This is a genomic window from Bradyrhizobium sp. Bra78, assembly GCF_024519855.1.
GTDB lineage: Bacteria > Pseudomonadota > Alphaproteobacteria > Rhizobiales > Xanthobacteraceae > Bradyrhizobium > Bradyrhizobium japonicum_G.
In genome coordinates, this window is record NZ_JALJRE010000020.1 from 17106 (window position 1) to 33447 (window position 16342).

Below are 16342 nucleotides of genomic sequence, written 5' to 3' on the forward strand. Positions count from 1 at the left end.
GATTGTAGCTCGGGCCGCGTTAATTCATAGTCGGGCCCAAGCAAGGATTTTCAGGGATAGGACGCGCCATGCGGGCCATGACGATCGAAGAACCAGCGCGCCAGGTGCCGCTTTACGGCGAATATGAAGTCGTCGTGCTCGGCGGCGGGCCGGCCGGCATCGTGGCAGCGGCGTCAGCCGCGCGGGCAGGGCGGAAGACGCTGCTGATCGAGCGTTACGGCTTCCTCGGCGGCATGGGCACTGCCGCCGGCGTTACCAATTTTTGCGGCCTGCACGGCAATGTCTACGGCGAGGCGCATCGGCTGGTTCAGGGCATGGCGTCCGAGTTGCTGGCGCGGATCGATCGCCTGAACGGGCTGAACGCGCCACATCTGATCCTCGGCAAGGTTTTCGCCCAGGCCTATGACACCGCGGCCTACAAGATCGCGGCCGACGAACTGCTCGCCAGCCACAAGGTGCACATCCTCTTCCATGCCCTTGGTGCCGGCGTGGTGATGGGCGACGACCGCCGCATCGATGCGCTGATGGTCGAGACCAAGGCCGGCCGGCAGGCGGTTCGCTCGGAGATCTTCATCGACTGCTCGGGTGACGGTGATCTCGCCGTCTGGGCCGGCGCGCCGTTCGAACTCGGCGACGAGCACGGCCATCCGATGTACCCCTCGATGATGCTGCGCCTGAACGGCATCGATCCCGAGAGGGCTGGCGATGCGTGGCGGACCATTCCGCAATTGATGGAGAAGGCGCTTGCCGCGGGCACGCACAAATTCCCGCGCAAGAGCGCGATCGTGCGACCGCAGAAATCCGGCATCGAATGGCGGGTGAATTTCACGCAGGTCGCGCGCGAGGATGGCCATGCCATCAACGGTATCGAGCCCGACGACCTCACCCGCGGCGAGATCGAGGGCCGCAAGCAGGCACTCGCCGCCTTCGAATTCCTGCGCAGCACTGTGCCGGGGTTTGAAAAGTCCTACATCGTCGATTTGCCGCCGCAGCTCGGCATCCGCGAGACCCGCCGCATCAAGGGCGGCTACCAGCTCAGCGGCGAGGACGTGCTCGGATGCGCCTCGTTCGAGGATTCCATCGGCGTCAATGGCTGGCCGATCGAGGCTCATGTTCCCGGCGATGTCGTCTTCACCTTCCCGCCGATCCCGGAATCGCGCGGCTATAACGAGCTGCCCTATCGGATGCTGGTGCCCGAGGGCGTCGACAACCTCCTGGTCGCCGGCCGCTGCGCCTCGATGACCCATGAGGGCCAGTCGGCGGCCCGGGTCTCCGGTGCCTGTTTCGCGATGGGGGAGGCCGCCGGTTCCGCGGCAGCGCTGGCGCTCTCCGGAAACCGGATACCCCGTGACATCCCCATTGAAAAATTGCAGGAAACATTGAAACAACAGGGCGCCTTTATCGGACGGGACCAGCCCGTCCCCGGGGGCCTGTAACGGACTGCAAGAACGACCAAAAGAACCATTGGAGGAAACGGGATGATCGGGATGATGCGGCTTGCGCTTGCGGGCCTTTTGGCAATCATGGCGACGAGCACGGTCCGGGCCGAGGACGCGCTGAAGGCCAGGATCGGCGTGCTCCGCCTGTCGTCCTCCGCGCCGGTGTTCATCGCGCAGGACAAGGGCTATTTCCGCGAGGCCGGCCTCGACGTCGAGCTGAAGTTTTTTGACGCTGCCCAGCCGATCGCGGTCGCGACGACGTCGGGCGACATCGATTTCGGCGTCACCGCCTTCACGGCCGGTCTCTATAATCTCGCCGGCAAGGGCACGTTGAAGGTGATCGGCGGCATGAGCCGCGAGAAGGCCGGCTATCCCCTGATCGGCTATTTCGCCAGCAACAATGCTTATGCGGCCGGACTGAAGACGCCGAAGGATCTCGCGGGCAAGCGCGTGGCGATGACGCAGGTCGGATCGAGCTTTCACTATTCGCTTGGCCTGCTCGCCGACAAATACGGCTTCAAGCTCGCCGACGTGAAGATCGTGCCGCTGCAATCGCTGTCGAACGCGGCGGCCGCGCTGAAGGGCGAGACCGTCGATGCGGCGCTGCTGCCGATTTCCACCGCGCGAAAGCTGATCGACGACGGCGGCGCGAAATTCCTGGGCTGGGTCGGCGACGAGACGCCCTGGCAGTTGGGCGCGGTGTTCGCCTCGCCGAAGACGCTGACCAACAAGGTTCTGGTGACGAAGCTGCTCGGCGCATTGGCGAAAGCCGATCGCGAATATCACGACGTCATCCTCGCCGCGATGAAGAACGGCGTGGCGCCGATCAACGACAAGACAAAGCCGCTGCTGGAGATCATCGCAAAGTACACCAATCTGCCGGTCGAGCAGGTGGTCGGCAATTGCGCCTATATCGATCCCGACGGCAAGCTCGACGTGAAGAACGTCGACAACCAGATCAAATGGCTCCAGGAGCAGGGCTTTGCCGACAAGGGTTTTGACGCGGATGCGATCATCGCCAAGGAATATGTGAAGGCGGATTGAGAGTAGAACGTACCTTATGGACCTGATCTCCAACCACATCAGCCATCGCTTCGGCGATCTCGCCGTGCTCGACGACGTCTCGTTCACGGTCAGCGCCGGCGAGGTGGTGGCGATCGTCGGGCCGTCGGGCTGCGGCAAGAGCACGCTGCTGTCGATCCTTGGCGGCTTGCTGCAGCCGACGTCCGGTGCGCCGGAGCTGCGCGGATCGCCGCCGGCGGACAGTCTCAATCCGCTGACCTTCGTGTTTCAGGATTTTGCGCTGCTGCCCTGGGCGACGGTGGAGGAGAACGTCGAATTTTCGTTGCTGCACACCCCACTCTCGGCCACCCAGCGCCGCGCGCTGGTCGAGGATGCGCTGCGCCGCACCGGCCTGACCGATTTCCGCAAAACCTATCCAAAGCAGCTCTCCGGCGGCATGCGCCAGCGCGTCGGCATTTCGCGCGCGCTCGCGGTCAGGCCGGCCATTCTCCTGATGGACGAGCCGCTCTCGGCGCTGGATTCGCAGACCCGCGAGCTCCTGATGGAGGATTTCGTCCGCCTGCTCGCCGATGGCGGCATGGGCGCGGTCTACGTCACGCATAATCTCGAAGAGGCGGCGCGGCTTGCCGACCGCATCGTGGTGCTGTCGCGGCGTCCCGGCCGCATCCGCGAGGTCGTGAGCGTGCCGATGACGCGCGCCGAACGCGGTGAAATCGCAGCCCGCGAAAAGCTGCTCGCGCTTCAGAACCAGATCTGGTCGCTGATCCGCAACGAGGCGATCGATGCCGAGCGCGAGGTGCAGCATGCTTGATCGCGCTCCGGCGGGAACATCTGTGAAAGATGAAGCAGCCCGGCGCGTCCGGTTCCGCGGCGCGGGCTTCGTGCCCGCCAGCAGCCGTTTTGGCGGCTGGATCGCGCTCGCGCTCGTCATCGCGATCTGGCAGGCGGCCGGCAGCACCGGTCTCGTCAATCCGTTGTTCTTGCCGGCGCCATCCGCGATCGCGCGGGCCATCTACCAACTCGCCGTTTCCGGCGCGCTTTGGCAGCATCTCTCGGCGTCACTGCTGAGGATCGGCGTGGGCTGGCTGCTGGGAACCGCGGCCGGCGTGGTCGTCGGCTTTGCCATCGGCCTGTCGCGGCTTGCGCGCAGCGTCGGCATCACCTTCATCTCGGCGCTGTTTCCGATCCCGAAGATCGCGTTGCTGCCGCTGCTGATCCTCTGGCTCGGCATCGGCGAAGAGCCGAAGATCGCGACCATTGCGCTCGGGGTCTTTTTCTCGACCGCGATCTCGGTCTATAGCGGCGTCGATGCCGTGCCGCGCAACCTCATCCGCATGGCGCAGAGCTTCAATGTCCCCTTCGCCACCATCGTGCGCAAGGTGATCTGGCCCGGCGCGCTGCCCGCGATCCTCGCCGGCTTCCGCATCACCGCTTCGGTGGCGCTGCTGCTCGTCGTCAGCGCCGAGATGATCGGCGCGCAATACGGCATCGGCGCATTCGTGCTCCAGGCCGGCAATCTGATGCAGACGGATCAACTGCTCGCGGGCGTGGTGATCCTGTCGGTGTTTGGATTGGCGGTGGGGAAGGTGATCGGTTGGCTGGAGACCAGGTTGCTGCACTGGCGGTAGCCAAAATCACCGCTGCCGTAGGGTAGGCAAAGCGAAGCGTGCCCACCATCCTCTCATCACTCGCGAAGGCGTGGTGGGCACGGCGCAAGAGGGCCTTTGCCCACCCTACGAGAGCGGTGCCTCACGCATTCCCGCGATCCTCGCGAAACAGATCCAGCTTCTGCTGCACGGGCCGATCCGAGAAGCTGAACAGCACGGCATCATCGTCCGCCTCGTGCGTCACCCACTGCCAGCTCGGCACCACGAACAGATCGCGCGGGCCCCATTCGAAAACAGCGTCCCCGATGCGGCTGCGGCCGCGTCCCTCGATCGGACAGAACACGGTCGCATCGGTCGCGCGATAGCGCGCGGTCTTGAAGCCCTTTGGCAGCAGTTGGATGAAGGTGCCGATGGTGGGCATCGCGAAATCGCCGGTCTCGGGATTGCTGAACTTCAGCTTCAGTCCATGACAGGCGTCCCATTCCTGGCTCGCGCGGGCTTTCTCCAGCGCCTCGCGGGTATAGGCATAGGGATAGCTGAAGATCGGCGAGGTCTTCGAGCTTCGCTTCACGTCGACCGGCAGCAGATTGTGGCCGTAGCGCGCAAAGCTGTCGCCGGCGGGCTTGGTGATCCTCTGCTGGTCTTCCTTCGATCCTTCCGCGAAGGAGCAGTCGAAGAACTGCACCAGCGGAATATCGAGGCCGTCGAGCCAGAACATCGGCTCGCTGGTCTCGTTGGAATGATCATGCCAGGTCATCGACGGCGTGATGATGAAGTCGCCAGGCTCCATCGCGGTGCGCTCGCCGTCCACCGCGGTGTGGGCGCCCTTGCCTTCGAGCACGAAGCGCAGTGCCGACTGGCTATGGCGGTGCGCGGGCGCGACGTCGCCGGGGACAACCATCTGCACGCCGGCATAGAGCGAGGTCGTGATCTTCGATTGGCCGCGCAGGCCGGGATTCTCGAGCACCAGCACGCGCCGCTCGGCCTCCTTGGCGGTGATCAGCTTGCCGGCCTCCGTCATGTAGTCCCGGATGACGTCGAATTTCCACAGATGCGGCCGGCAGGCGCTTTTCGGCTCCGGCGTGATCAGATCGCCCATCACCGTCCACAGCGCGGTGAGATTTTCGCCGTCGATCTTCTTGTAGAAGGCCTCGCGTTCGGGCGTCTTGGTCACGGCTTCCATGGTGCGGCTCCCGTTCGTTTTGTTGATTGACAGTATACTGACGATCTAGGTAGCGTCAACTTGACGAACAAGAATGACAGGGAGGCTTCCCATGAAGCTGCACGGCTATTTCCGCTCCAGCGCCGCCTATCGGGTACGGATCGCGCTGAACCTGAAGGGCCTCGGTGCCGAGCATCTGCCGCATCACCTTCGCAAGGGCGAGCAGTGCGCGCCCGCCTATCTGGCCATCAATCCGCAAGGCCTGGTGCCGGCGCTGGAGGATGATACGGGTACTGTGCTGACCCAATCGGTCGCGATCATCGAATGGCTCGACGAGACCCATCCCAATCCGCCGTTGCTGCCGAAGGATGCGCTGCAACGCGCGAAGGTCAGGGCGTTCGCGCTGGCGATCGCCTGCGACACCCATCCGGTGCAGAATTTGAAGGTGCTGGCGCGCCTGCGCGAGCTCGGCCTTGCCGAGGAGAAGGTCCAGGAGTGGGCGGCGTGGGTCAACCGCGAGGGGCTCTCGGCCTGCGAGACGCTGATCAGGGACGAGCCGGGACCGTTCTGCTTCGGTGAAGCCCCGACGCTCGCCGATCTCTGCCTGGTGCCGCAGCTCGCGAACGCCCGCCGCTTCGGCGTCGACGTCTCGGCCTATCCACGGCTGCTCAGGGCGGAAGCCGCAGCCAAGGCGCTTGCGGCGTTCGCCAACGCCGCGCCGGAAAAGCAGGCCGATGCCGAGTAAGCCTGCACCGCCCATCACGATAGACGCGGTCTATGCTGCGCCGGGCTATTTGTTCCGGCGCATGCAGCAGATCGCGGTCTCGATCTTCATGGAGGAGTGCAAGGCGTTCGATCTCACGCCGGTGCAATACGCGGCGCTGATCGCGATCCATACCCATCCCGGCATCGACGCGACGCGGCTATCCGCGGTGATCGCCTTCGACCGCTCGACGCTCGGCAGCGTGATCGAGCGGCTTCAGGCCAAGGATTTTGTCGAGCGCAAACCGGCACCCGAGGACAAGCGGATCAAGCTGCTCTATCTGACCAAGTCCGGCGCGGCGATCCTGCGCGAGATCATTCCCGCGGTCGAACGCGCGCAGGCGCGGATGCTGGAGCCGCTGAAGCCCGCTGAGCGCAAGGCGCTGATGGGGCTGCTGGTCCAGCTCGTCGATCTCAACAACGAGGCGTCACGCGTGCCGCTACGCGCGGAGGATGCGCTGGAGCATCTGGGAAAGGCGGGGTGAGGGCGGTGTGAGTGAGGCTGTGCAGTCGCCTCACATCCGCAGCAGCGCCTGCCGGTCGATCTTTCCCGTCCCCGTCTTCGGCAACTCGTCGATGAAGATCACCTCGCGCGGATATTTGTAAGGCAGCAGCTTGCCCTTCACATAGTCCTGCAACCGCCGCGTCGCTTCGCGCTGGTCGGCGGCGCGGCTGTTCATCACAACCACCGCCTTCAGCGTCATGCGACGGTCGGGCAGCTCGGCCGCGAACACCGCGCATTCGCGGATGTCGGGGTGATCGGCGAGGCAGAGCTCGACCTCGAGCGGGTAGACCCATTGGCCGGAGATCTTGATGAGATCGTCGGCACGGCCGCGGAAGAAGTGGAATCCGTCGGCATCGCGGACGAAACGGTCGCCGGTGTAGATCCAGCCGCCGTCACGGATGGTCTCGGCGGATTTGTCCGGCCGGTTCCAGTACAGCGGCGTGTTGGAATCGCCGCGGACCCACAAGATGCCTTCCTCGTCGTCGGCGACGTCGCGGCCGTCCTTGTCGCGCAGCGCGACCTCGTAGCCGGGCACGCGCAGACCGGCGGCGCCGAGCTTCTTCCGCTCGGGGCGGTTGGAGAGGTAGATGTGCAGCACCTCGGTCGAGCCGAGTCCTTCGACGATCTCCAGGCCCGTGAGCGTCTTCCAGCCATTGAAGACGTCGGCCGAGAGCACCTCGGCGGCAGAGAGCGCGATGCGCAGCGAGGCGAAGTCGGTCTCGTGCGCGCCCTCGGCCTTGGTCAGCGACGTGTAGAGCGTCGGCAGGCCGAAGAAGACCGTCGGCTTGTACTGCTCGATCGCCGAGAAGATCGACGCGGGCTTCGGCTGGCCCGGCAGCAGCAATGTCGCGGCGCCGGCCGAGAACGGGAAGGTGACGGAGTTGCCGAAGCCGTAGGCGAAGAAGATCTTCGGCACCGAGAAGCAGATGTCGCCGGGCGCCAGCTTCAACACGTTCTGCGCAAAGGCCGCCTCGCTGTAGGCCATGTCGTGCTGGAGATGCACGATGCCCTTGGGCCGACCGGTCGAGCCGGAGGAGTACATCCAGAACGCCATCTCGTCGCGATGCGTGTCGGCTTCCGTCAGCTCGGCCGGAAATTGCGCGAGCCAGCCGGCGGCAGCAACGGCGCTCGGCGCGGCGTGATCGCCCGCCGCGCCGTTGACGACGATCAGGGTGCGCAGATTCGTGTCCTTGCAGGCTTCCGCGTTGAACCGCGCACAGAACTCGGCGTCCGCCACCGCAACGGCGGCACCGGAATCGGCGAGATAGAATTGCAGCAGATCCGGCGGCGTCAGCGTGTTGATCAGCAGCGGCACGAAGCCGGCCCGCACGGCGCCGAAGAACGCGGCCGGGTAGGCCGGCGTATCGTCGAGGAACAGCAGCACGCGATCGCCGCGCTTCAGGCCGAGCGATGCAAAGCCGTTGCCCCAGCGGCAAGCCTCTGCACACAGCTCGGCATAGGTCCGCCTGCCCGCGGGACCGATCAGCGCGGGCTTGTCGCCGCGGCCCTTGCCGAGATTGTCGAACAGCACGCGGCTGGCGTTGTAGACCTGTGGAACGGAAAAGCCGATCTCGCGCGCGCCCGGACTGTCGGCGGGCACCTGATCGCGAATCTGGTTGCTCATGCCTCGTCTCCGCCGTTCTTTGCGGCTTCGTAGCGCGCCATGAAGGCCGGCGACATCGCGCGCAGGCGGGAGTCGTCGATGCGGCCGGAGCGGGTGATGTAGCTGTAGGCGAAGTCCATCAGGCCCTGCTGCATGTGCTGGGCAAAGTGCTCGTACCAGAACGCGCTGGTGCGCGCGGCATTGACGAGCTTCTGCACCACCGGCTTGCGCGCCGCCTGATAGCGATGCAGCGCGGTCGAAAGATGCGCGTCCGATTCGAGCGCCTTGACCAGCGCAATGGCGTCCTCGATCGCGAGCCGCGTGCCCGAGCCGATCGAGAAATGCGCCGAGTGCAGGGCGTCGCCGAGCAGCACCATGTTCTTGAACGACCAATGCTCGTTCCAGACCCACGGAAAGTTGCGCCAGAGCGATTTGTTGGAGACGAGACAATGGCCGCCGAGCGTGTCCGCGAACACCTCCTCGCAGACGCCCTTGGACTGCTCGACGTCCTTGTAGGCAAAACCATAGGCCTGCCATGTCGCGTGGTCGCATTCGACCAGGAAGGTGCTCATGGTCGGCGAGTAGCGGTAGTGATGGGCGTTGAAAGCGCCGCGGTCGGTCTTGACGAATGTCTGCGACAGCGTGTCAAAGCGCTTCGAGGTCCCGTACCAGACGAACTTGTTGGAGGAGTAGGACAGCGAGGTGCCGAAATCGCCCTCGAAGGCGCGGCGCACCAGCGAGTTCAATCCGTCCGCGGCGACGATCAGATCATGCCCGTTGAGCTGGTCGATCGTGTGGATCTGGGTGTCGAAGCGCGGGGTGACGCCTGCATCGAGCGCGCGCTGCTGCAGGAACCTGAGCAGCTCGAGCCGCCCGATCGAGGAGAAGCCGACCCCGTCGATGGCGACGCTGTCGCCGCTCAGGTTCAGAGTGATGTTCTCCCAGCTCTCCATATGCGGCGCGATCGCGTCGACCGTCTCGGGGTCGTCGGCGCGCAAAAATTCCAGCGCCTGGTCGGAGAACACGACGCCAAACCCCCAGGTCGCGTCGGCCGGGTTCTGTTCGAACAGGTCGACTTGATCCTCGGGGTGACGCTTCTTCCACAGATAGGCGAAGTAGAGCCCACCGGGCCCCCCGCCAATCACGGCGATCCGCAACGTCTGCCTCCCTAATTGACAGTATACTTACTATCTAGGGGTAGACTAATGGGCTCCGGCTTCCCGCGCCAGCGGAATTATCAGCAAGGCAAGGCGCGCCGAAACTCGCTCCAAACACACGTTTGGCGCGTGTCCGAAACCATTACGTTCGGAGCATAGCCAAACCGCAACGGCTTGGCTATCCGCGCATCAGACGCAGCGCTTCACGTAGACCCCGTTCACCAGCACCCGGGTGCAGCGGACCACCGGAACCGGCTTGCGGACCACCACGGCCGCGTTCGGCCCGGCGCAGCCGGCGCGATAGACGCCGCGCGCGCACACCACCGCGTTGGCATCGGTGGCCTCGATCGTCACGGTTGCCGCGAAGGCGAGGAGTGCGGAAGCGATAAGCAGCAATGAACGCATGTTGTTCTCCTGATCTTGTCGTGATCGAAATCGATTGTCGGCAAATTCCGCGATTGTCGTCGTAGGCGTGCGAAGCTCCTTCACGCACGCCGCCAAGCGCTATCCGCGCTTCCGTGCGCGCAGTCGCGTGTCGATCCTATCGCGCCGCGAACGGCGCCAGCACGTCCTTGCAGGCGGGCGACAGCGACGCGGCATTGCCGGCGATGCATTGCACGATGCGGCCGCCGCCGGGCGCGACGCCGGCGCACAGCGTGCGGATGTCGGCGCCGCAGGCCGAGCGGACGATGAACAGCTCTTCGCGCGGACGCAGCGGGCGCAGAACGATCACGGTTGGCGCGGCCGCCGGTGTTGCCGCCGCTGCAGGAGCTGCGCCCGCGGGCGCTGCCGTTGCTGCCGCGCCGCCGCCGGCCGCGGCGCTGAGGGCCTTCCCACAGGCGGGAGAAACTTTTGCCTTGTTCTTCTCCAGGCATTCGAGCGCGGGCGCGCCGCCCGGCGGCACGCTGGCGCAGACCTTGGGATAGTCGGAGCGGCATGCGCTCTTGACCGCGGCAACCTGCGCGCTGCTCGGCTGCTTGGCGGCCGCTGCGGCGGCCGGCTTGGTCGGGGGGGTCGATTCAGCCTTCGGCGCGGCAGGCGCCGACTCAGCCTTGGGTGCAGCCTCCGTCTTCGGTGCGGCTGGCGCCGCTTCGGTCTTTGCCGGTTCGGATTTGGCGGGAGCGGCTTCGGTCTTCGGAGCTGCAGCGGGTTCGACCGCGCGAACCGCGGTCTGGCATCCGGGTGACAGGCTGGACATGTTCTTCGCCAGACATTGATACGCTTCCACGCCACCGGGGGTAACGCTCGAGCAGTGCGCCATGAAGTCCGAGCGACATGCGGACCGTATCGCGCTCTTCTGCGCGTCGGTCGGCGCTTGCGCGAACGCGCCTGTTGCAGTTGCGAAGAGCGCTGCCGCGAGCAACGCCGTGCGCGTTGATGCATGTTTCAACGTGTTGAACATCTGAGTGAATTCCTGCCCTGCCGGTAACGACGACGTTTTTCAAATGTGATGCAAGCGCAATCGTCGCGAGTGATGCCTCGCGAGCGGTATCTTTGGCCGCTTTGGCCTCTACCGCAAGTAGATTATGCCTGCGCAAATGCGACGTAACTACGTCGTCAGAGCTTGACCATGCGCTTGCCGCGGTTCTCGCCGGCGAGCAATCCGATCAGCGCCTTCGGCGTGTTCTCGAGGCCGTCGATGATGTCCTCCTGCACCTTCAGCTTGCCGGATTTCACCCAGCCCTGGAGATCGGCGAGCGCGCGCTGGCTCTCCTTCATGTAGTCCATCACGATGAAGCCCTGCATGACCAGCCGCTTCACCACGATCAGGCCCGGCACGCCGCGAGGACCGTGCGCGGACGGTGCGCCGTCATATTGCGAGATCGCGCCGCAGCAGGCGATGCGGCCGTAATTGTTCATCTGCGGCAGGCAGGCTTCCAGAATGTCGCCGCCGACATTGTCGAAATAGACGTCGATGCCCTTTGGCGCAGCCGCGCGCAGCGCCTTGAAGACAGCACCATCTTTGTAATCGACGGCGGCATCGAAGCCGAGTTCGGAGGTCAGCCAGTTGCACTTGTCGGCGCCGCCGGCGATGCCGATCACGCGGCATCCCTTGATCCTGGCGATCTGCCCGACGATCGAGCCGACCGAGCCCGCGGCTGCCGAGACCACGACCGTCTCGCCGTCGCGCGGCTTGCCGATTTCCAGCAGGCCGAAATAGGCGGTGAGGCCGGCGATGCCGAACACGCTGAGCAGATGCGTCATCGGCTCGAGCTTCGGCATCTTGGTGAGATGCTTGGCCGGCACTGCGGCATATTCCTGCCAGCCGGTGTCGCCGAACACGATGTCGCCTGCTGAAAGGCCCGGCGCCTTCGAGCTGACCACTTCGGCGATGGCGCCGCCGGCCATCACGCTGTTGGCTTCGACCGCCGAGCGATAGGTCGCGCCGTGCATCCAGGCGCGGTTGGCCGCGTCGAGCGAGATGTAACGCACGTGCAGCAAGGCCTCGCCGTCCTTCGGCTCCGGCAGCGCGCCTTCGACCATCTTGAAGTGCTCGGGGCCGAGCTTGCCGCTGGGCTTTTCCACCAGAAGAATCTGGCGATTGACGCTGCCGCTCATGGCGTTTCCTCTTCGCTTGGTTGACGATTATTGATGCAGCAGCCGCAAAGAAAACGTGCAGGCCGCATTCGTTGTGCGCTGCATGAAGGCTAGATCGCGGCCGCCAGCTTCGCAACGGGAACATCCGCCCCGGCGCCTGCACGCCAAGCGTGTTGCGTCATCGTCATATCTGCGACATCATGAAGCGGCCGGTGTAGCGGGGGTCGTCTATGTCGAACAGGTTTACGCAATACATCTTGGTGGCGATGGTGCTGGGCATCATCATGGGCGCGGCGATCTACAATTTCCTGCCCGACACGCGGGGCGACTGGGCCTCGTCCATCAATCTGATTGCGGTGATTTTCCTGCGCCTGATCAAGATGATCATCGCGCCTTTGGTGTTTGCGACCCTGGTCGGCGGCATCGCTCATATGGGCTCGGGCTCCAAGCTCGGACGCATCTTCGCCAAGACCATGGGCTGGTTCGTCAGTGCTTCCTTCGTCTCGCTGATGCTCGGCCTCGTGATGGTCAATCTGCTCCAGCCCGGCGCGAACTTCCCCGGCACGCTGCCTGACAAGGCGCAGTCGACCGGCCTGCCGGTGTCCGCCTTCTCGATCGAGAAATTCCTCACCCATCTGATCCCGACCTCGATCGCGGACGCGATGGCGCAGAACGAGATCCTGCAGATCGTGATCTTCGCCGTGTTCTTCTCGGTGGCGATGGGCTCGATGCCCGAGCGCTCCAAGCCGATCCTGGCGCTGATCGACGATATCGGCCACATCATGCTCAAGGTGACCGGCTATGTGATGCTGTTCGCGCCGTTCGCGGTCTGGGCCGCCATCACCGCGACCGTCGCCAAGAACGGCCTGCTGGTGCTCTGGAAGCTCATCGTCTTCATGGGCGGCTTCTATCTCTCGCTGATGATCCTGTGGGGCATTCTGGTTGTCGTGGGCTTCATCGTGATCGGGCCGCGCTACAGTCATCTGTTGAAGCTGATCCGCGAGCCGCTGATGATCGCGTTCTCGACCGCGAGCTCGGAAGCGGCCTATCCAAAGACGCTGGAGGGCCTCAACCGCTTCGGCGCCTCGTCGCGGATCTCGAGCTTCGTGCTGCCGCTCGGCTATTCCTTCAACCTCGACGGCACGATGATGTACTGCACCTTCGCGAGCGTCTTCATCGCGCAGAGCTATCACATCGACATGCCGCTCGGCACGCAGCTCGCGATGCTGGCAACGCTGATGATCACCTCGAAGGGCGTCGCCGGCGTGCCGCGCGCCTCCCTCGTGGTGATCGCCTCGACGCTGTCGCAGTTCGGCATCCCCGAGGCGGGCCTGCTCATGATCATGGGCATCGACACCTTCCTCGACATGGGCCGCAGCGCCACCAACGTGATCGGCAACACGCTCGCGACCTCGGTCGTTGCGAAATGGGAAGGCGAGCTCGGGCCGGAGCATGCGATGGGCCCCGGCGACGCCGTGCCCGAAGACATGGTTCCTGGCGAAGTACCCGCGATGGCCGGCCATTGAAGGGAAATCGACATGCGCCTTTCAACGGCGATTTCGGGCGGCCTGTTGCTGGCAGCGTGCCTGCTGGCAACAGGTGCCTCCGGCCAGACCGGCGGCAGCGAAGGGCTTAGCCCGACGCTGCTGGCCATCAAGAACGCGCATACCGTGCGGCTCGGCTATCGCGAGAGCTCGCCGCCGTTCTCGTTCCTCGACCAGGCCAATCGCGCGATCGGCTACAGCCTCGAGCTCTGCGAGGCCATCGTCGAGGAGATCGGTGTCGAGGTCGACGATCCCAACTTGAAGATCGACTACGTCAAGGTCACCTCGGACGACCGCATCGACGCCGTGCTCCAGAACAAGATCGACCTGGAATGCGGCTCGACCACTGCCAATGCCGAGCGCGCCAGGCGGGTGGCATTTTCGCCGCTGATGTTTGTCGCCGGCACCAAGCTGATGGTGCCGAAGGCGTCGAGCGTCCAGTCGCTGACCGATCTGAAGGGCAAGACCATCGTGGTGACGAAGGGCACCACAAACGAGCAGGCGATCCAGGCGGCCGACAAGAAGTTTTCGCTGGGGCTGAACATCGCTGTTGGCGCCGACCACGAGCAGTCGTTCCAGATGCTCGCCGACGGCAAGGCCGATGCGTTCGCGACCGACGACATCCTGCTCTTCGGTCTGATCGTGCGCCACAAGGCCCAGGACAAGTTCCGCGTCACCGGCGATTACCTGTCCTACGATCCCTACGGCATCATGTTCCGCAAGGGCGAGCCGCAACTGTCGGCCGTGGTCGAGCGAACCTTCCGCAGGCTAGGCTCCAACCACGACCTCGTCCCGCTCTACAACAAATGGTTCACCGCAAGGCTTCCCACCGGCGAACGGATGAACGTGCCGATCTCGCTGCAGCTCGAGGAAGCCTTCAAGGCGATGGACGATTCGGCGAGCGCGAATAATTAGTGCTTTCTTCCTTCTCCCCTGCCGTCTTCAGCTCCAAAAGCCAATAGCGCAACAGGCCCCTTGTGGGAGAAGGTGGCGCGTATTTCGCGGCAAGAATTCAATCAACGTGCTTCGCCAAACACCCGATCCAGCGCCGCATCGTACGTCTTCTGAACCAGCTCCGGATGCAGCTTCGCCAGCGCTTCCATCATCACGCCGGAGTTGATTTCCAGCACCTGCCAGGCGCCATCCACGCGCACCACGTCGATCGACGCGAAGGCAATGCCGATGGCGCGCGCGGCATCGACCGCGAGCTTGACGCAGGCCGTGTGAACCTCGCCGTCCTCCATGAGTACCGGCTTTGCGCCGGCATCGAGATTGTGCCGCCAATCCGAGCCACGCTGCTTGCTGTAGACGACGAGGGGCTCATCATCGAGCAGCACCACACGGACCTCGCTCTCGATCGCGACATAGGGCGAGATCACGAGCCCTGCGTTCATCGAAAAGACCTCGCCGACCGCGTGGTCGAGCTCCACCTCCGTCGTCACCTTGAAGACGGATCGTCCCGACGTCCCCTCGTTCGGCTTGACGACCACGCCTTTCGGATTGTCGTGAAGCAGCACCAGCATTGCCTCTCGCCAGGCGGCACCAACAACATTCCGGCCCAGCTTCGGATTCAGGAAGAGGAGATGCGGAATGCAGGGCACGCCCTCGAGCGCCAGCACCTCGGCGGTGGCCGATTTGTCGTTGGCGAGGCGGTGCGCGATGGCGCTGTTGAGGCCGATGTCATAGCCGAAGGCGAAATGGCGCGTTTCGCCCCGGCGCATCGCGAGCAGCCAGCCATCGGCGCGGACATCGAGCCTGATGCCGTGGTTCGCGCAATAGCGCCTGATCGCCTGGACGAAGATCCGATCTCCGCTCGCCATGTGTCTTTGTCGCCAGTTCCAGATGCTCTGGCGCTAAAAGCCGCAAAAATGCGGGAAACGGCGCCAAACCGGGGTGGAAATCAGAGCTATTCTTAATGAAATTCTCGCGAGCGCCACGGAAATTAAGTGCTGTATTCGAGCCCCGGCGGGAAAAGAAATTGCCCTCCGCATGCGCCAGACAGCAGATCCATTAATGATGTGACCATTTCCGCCGCAAATGCCGGTTTGACCGGCATCAATTGCATCCGGAACGAGGTTGATTATTGGTCTCAATGGCGTAGATCACACAGGCGAAATCCTCCGCCATGGCAATGGTGTCCGCCCCGTTTCAGGGGCCGGGCAACGCTTTTGCTCTAAAACCGCAATTATTCGGAATATCGAAAATCATGAGCGCGTTTTACCGAGAGAAGGTTCTTTCCGTCCAGCACTGGACCGACACGCTGTTCAGCTTCCGCGCCACGCGCGATACCGGCTTCCGCTTCCAGAACGGCCAGTTCGCGATGATCGGCCTCGAGATCGACGGCCGTCCGCTGCTGCGCGCTTACAGCATGGCGAGCGCCAATCACGAGGAAGAGCTCGAGTTCTTCTCGATCAAGGTTCAGGACGGTCCGCTGACCTCGCGTCTGCAGAGGATCAAGGAAGGCGACACCATCCTGGTCGGCCGCAAGGCGACCGGCACGCTGATCACCGACAACCTCATTCCCGGCAAGCGGCTGATGCTGCTCTCGACCGGCACGGGCCTCGCGCCGTTCGCCAGCCTGATCAAGGACCCCGAGGTCTACGACCAGTTCGAGTCCATCGTGCTGGTGCACGGCTGCCGCCAGGTCTCCGAACTCGCCTATGGCGAGAAGCTCGTCGCTTCCTTGCGCGAAGACGAGCTGTTCGGGGAGCTGCTTGCGGACAAGCTCGTCTACTACCCGACCGTGACGCGCGAGCCGTTCAAGAATCGCGGCCGCATCACCGACCTGATCAACTCCGAGCAGATCTTCAACGACATCGGACAGGGCCCGCTCGACATCGCAACCGACCGCATCATGATGTGCGGCAGCCCGGCGATGCTGGAAGAGCTGAAGGTGATGTTCGAGGGCCGCGACTTCGTCGAGGGAAGCGGCAACAAGCCCGGCCATTTCGTGATCGAGAAGGCGTTCGTCGAGCGGTAGGCCCTCTCGGTGTCGTCCCGGT

General features: G+C 64.2%; 16 protein-coding genes. 9 read left to right on the forward strand and 7 right to left on the reverse strand.

Annotated elements, in window-relative coordinates:
- Nucleotides 1–68: 68 nt before the first annotated feature.
- Genes OC450_RS31605 through OC450_RS31620 form a run of 4 tightly spaced genes read left to right on the forward strand, consistent with a single transcriptional unit; the run spans nt 69 to nt 4090 of the window.
- Nucleotides 69–1436 (forward strand): FAD-dependent oxidoreductase, encoded by a 1368-nt coding sequence (locus tag OC450_RS31605; protein WP_211386209.1) that lies wholly within the window; start codon nt 69–71, stop codon nt 1434–1436.
- A gap of 42 nt (nt 1437–1478) precedes the next feature.
- A complete protein-coding gene (locus OC450_RS31610) occupies nt 1479–2483 on the forward strand; it encodes an ABC transporter substrate-binding protein (protein ID WP_211386210.1) in 1005 nt (334 codons plus the stop codon).
- A 16-nt stretch (nt 2484–2499) separates the two neighbouring features.
- Entirely contained in the window at nt 2500–3273 is a 774-nt protein-coding gene (locus OC450_RS31615; protein ID WP_211386211.1) for an ABC transporter ATP-binding protein, read from the forward strand.
- A complete protein-coding gene (locus tag OC450_RS31620; RefSeq protein ID WP_211386212.1) occupies nt 3266–4090 on the forward strand; it encodes an ABC transporter permease in 825 nt (274 codons plus the stop codon). The genes OC450_RS31615 and OC450_RS31620 overlap by 8 nt, the downstream gene beginning before the upstream one ends.
- A 121-nt stretch (nt 4091–4211) precedes the next feature.
- Here OC450_RS31620 and gtdA read toward each other — a convergent pair whose 3' ends face one another.
- Entirely contained in the window at nt 4212–5252 is a 1041-nt protein-coding gene (gene gtdA, locus OC450_RS31625) for a gentisate 1,2-dioxygenase (RefSeq protein WP_256805510.1), read from the reverse strand.
- A gap of 91 nt (nt 5253–5343) precedes the next feature.
- On the opposite strand from gtdA, the gene maiA reads away from it, so the two are divergent.
- Both maiA and OC450_RS31635 read left to right on the forward strand, forming a co-directional pair.
- Complete coding sequence (gene maiA / locus OC450_RS31630; protein WP_256805511.1) at nt 5344–5976, forward strand: maleylacetoacetate isomerase; 633 nt, start codon at nt 5344–5346, stop codon at nt 5974–5976.
- Nucleotides 5966–6478, forward strand: a complete 513-nt coding sequence (locus OC450_RS31635; RefSeq protein WP_262049315.1) for a MarR family winged helix-turn-helix transcriptional regulator — start codon at nt 5966–5968, stop codon at nt 6476–6478. The genes maiA and OC450_RS31635 overlap by 11 nt, the downstream gene beginning before the upstream one ends.
- 30 nt (nt 6479–6508) lie before the next feature.
- Here OC450_RS31635 and OC450_RS31640 read toward each other — a convergent pair whose 3' ends face one another.
- From OC450_RS31640 to OC450_RS31660, 5 genes are all read right to left on the reverse strand, one after another.
- On the reverse strand, nt 6509–8122 hold the full coding sequence (locus OC450_RS31640; protein WP_262049316.1) for a benzoate-CoA ligase family protein: 1614 nt from the start codon (nt 8120–8122) through the stop codon (nt 6509–6511).
- Nucleotides 8119–9258, reverse strand: a complete 1140-nt coding sequence (locus tag OC450_RS31645; protein ID WP_211386217.1) for an FAD-dependent monooxygenase — start codon at nt 9256–9258, stop codon at nt 8119–8121. The genes OC450_RS31640 and OC450_RS31645 overlap by 4 nt, the downstream gene beginning before the upstream one ends.
- Nucleotides 9259–9447: 189 nt before the next feature.
- Nucleotides 9448–9663: a hypothetical protein gene (locus OC450_RS31650; RefSeq protein WP_262049317.1), complete on the reverse strand. Its 216-nt coding sequence runs from the start codon at nt 9661–9663 to the stop codon at nt 9448–9450.
- 136 nt (nt 9664–9799) lie between these two features.
- Nucleotides 9800–10660 (reverse strand): cysteine rich repeat-containing protein, encoded by an 861-nt coding sequence (locus OC450_RS31655; RefSeq protein WP_262049318.1) that lies wholly within the window; start codon nt 10658–10660, stop codon nt 9800–9802.
- A 155-nt stretch (nt 10661–10815) separates the two neighbouring features.
- A complete protein-coding gene (locus OC450_RS31660) occupies nt 10816–11817 on the reverse strand; it encodes an NADP-dependent oxidoreductase (protein WP_262049319.1) in 1002 nt (333 codons plus the stop codon).
- A 209-nt stretch (nt 11818–12026) separates the two neighbouring features.
- On the opposite strand from OC450_RS31660, the gene OC450_RS31665 reads away from it, so the two are divergent.
- On the forward strand, nt 12027–13322 hold the full coding sequence (locus OC450_RS31665; RefSeq protein WP_211386221.1) for a dicarboxylate/amino acid:cation symporter: 1296 nt from the start codon (nt 12027–12029) through the stop codon (nt 13320–13322).
- Nucleotides 13323–13334: 12 nt separating this feature from the next.
- Nucleotides 13335–14255, forward strand: coding sequence for an amino acid ABC transporter substrate-binding protein (locus OC450_RS31670; RefSeq protein WP_211386222.1), 921 nt, complete (start codon nt 13335–13337; stop codon nt 14253–14255).
- Between the two features lie 101 nt (nt 14256–14356).
- Here the strand turns inward: OC450_RS31670 and OC450_RS31675 are convergent, their stop codons facing one another.
- Nucleotides 14357–15160 (reverse strand): RimK family alpha-L-glutamate ligase, encoded by an 804-nt coding sequence (locus tag OC450_RS31675; RefSeq protein WP_262049320.1) that lies wholly within the window; start codon nt 15158–15160, stop codon nt 14357–14359.
- A 386-nt stretch (nt 15161–15546) separates the two neighbouring features.
- On the opposite strand from OC450_RS31675, the gene OC450_RS31680 reads away from it, so the two are divergent.
- Entirely contained in the window at nt 15547–16320 is a 774-nt protein-coding gene (locus OC450_RS31680) for a ferredoxin--NADP reductase (RefSeq protein WP_256805516.1), read from the forward strand.
- Nucleotides 16321–16342 lie beyond the last annotated feature (22 nt).

Excerpts from the sequence above, each read along its gene's own strand:
- OC450_RS31605 (WP_211386209.1), top strand. The coding sequence starts at position 69 with ATGCGGGCCATGACGATCGAAGAACCAGCGCGCCAGGTGCCGCTTTAC.
- OC450_RS31610 (WP_211386210.1), top strand. The coding sequence starts at position 1,479 with ATGATCGGGATGATGCGGCTTGCGCTTGCGGGCCTTTTGGCAATCATG.
- OC450_RS31615 (WP_211386211.1), top strand. The coding sequence starts at position 2,500 with ATGGACCTGATCTCCAACCACATCAGCCATCGCTTCGGCGATCTCGCC.
- OC450_RS31620 (WP_211386212.1), top strand. The coding sequence starts at position 3,266 with ATGCTTGATCGCGCTCCGGCGGGAACATCTGTGAAAGATGAAGCAGCC.
- gtdA (WP_256805510.1), bottom strand. The coding sequence starts at position 5,252 with ATGGAAGCCGTGACCAAGACGCCCGAACGCGAGGCCTTCTACAAGAAG.
- maiA (WP_256805511.1), top strand. The coding sequence starts at position 5,344 with ATGAAGCTGCACGGCTATTTCCGCTCCAGCGCCGCCTATCGGGTACGG.
- OC450_RS31635 (WP_262049315.1), top strand. The coding sequence starts at position 5,966 with ATGCCGAGTAAGCCTGCACCGCCCATCACGATAGACGCGGTCTATGCT.
- OC450_RS31640 (WP_262049316.1), bottom strand. The coding sequence starts at position 8,122 with ATGAGCAACCAGATTCGCGATCAGGTGCCCGCCGACAGTCCGGGCGCG.
- OC450_RS31650 (WP_262049317.1), bottom strand. The coding sequence starts at position 9,663 with ATGCGTTCATTGCTGCTTATCGCTTCCGCACTCCTCGCCTTCGCGGCA.
- OC450_RS31655 (WP_262049318.1), bottom strand. The coding sequence starts at position 10,660 with ATGTTCAACACGTTGAAACATGCATCAACGCGCACGGCGTTGCTCGCG.
- OC450_RS31660 (WP_262049319.1), bottom strand. The coding sequence starts at position 11,817 with ATGAGCGGCAGCGTCAATCGCCAGATTCTTCTGGTGGAAAAGCCCAGC.
- OC450_RS31665 (WP_211386221.1), top strand. The coding sequence starts at position 12,027 with ATGTCGAACAGGTTTACGCAATACATCTTGGTGGCGATGGTGCTGGGC.
- OC450_RS31670 (WP_211386222.1), top strand. The coding sequence starts at position 13,335 with ATGCGCCTTTCAACGGCGATTTCGGGCGGCCTGTTGCTGGCAGCGTGC.
- OC450_RS31675 (WP_262049320.1), bottom strand. The coding sequence starts at position 15,160 with ATGGCGAGCGGAGATCGGATCTTCGTCCAGGCGATCAGGCGCTATTGC.
- OC450_RS31680 (WP_256805516.1), top strand. The coding sequence starts at position 15,547 with ATGAGCGCGTTTTACCGAGAGAAGGTTCTTTCCGTCCAGCACTGGACC.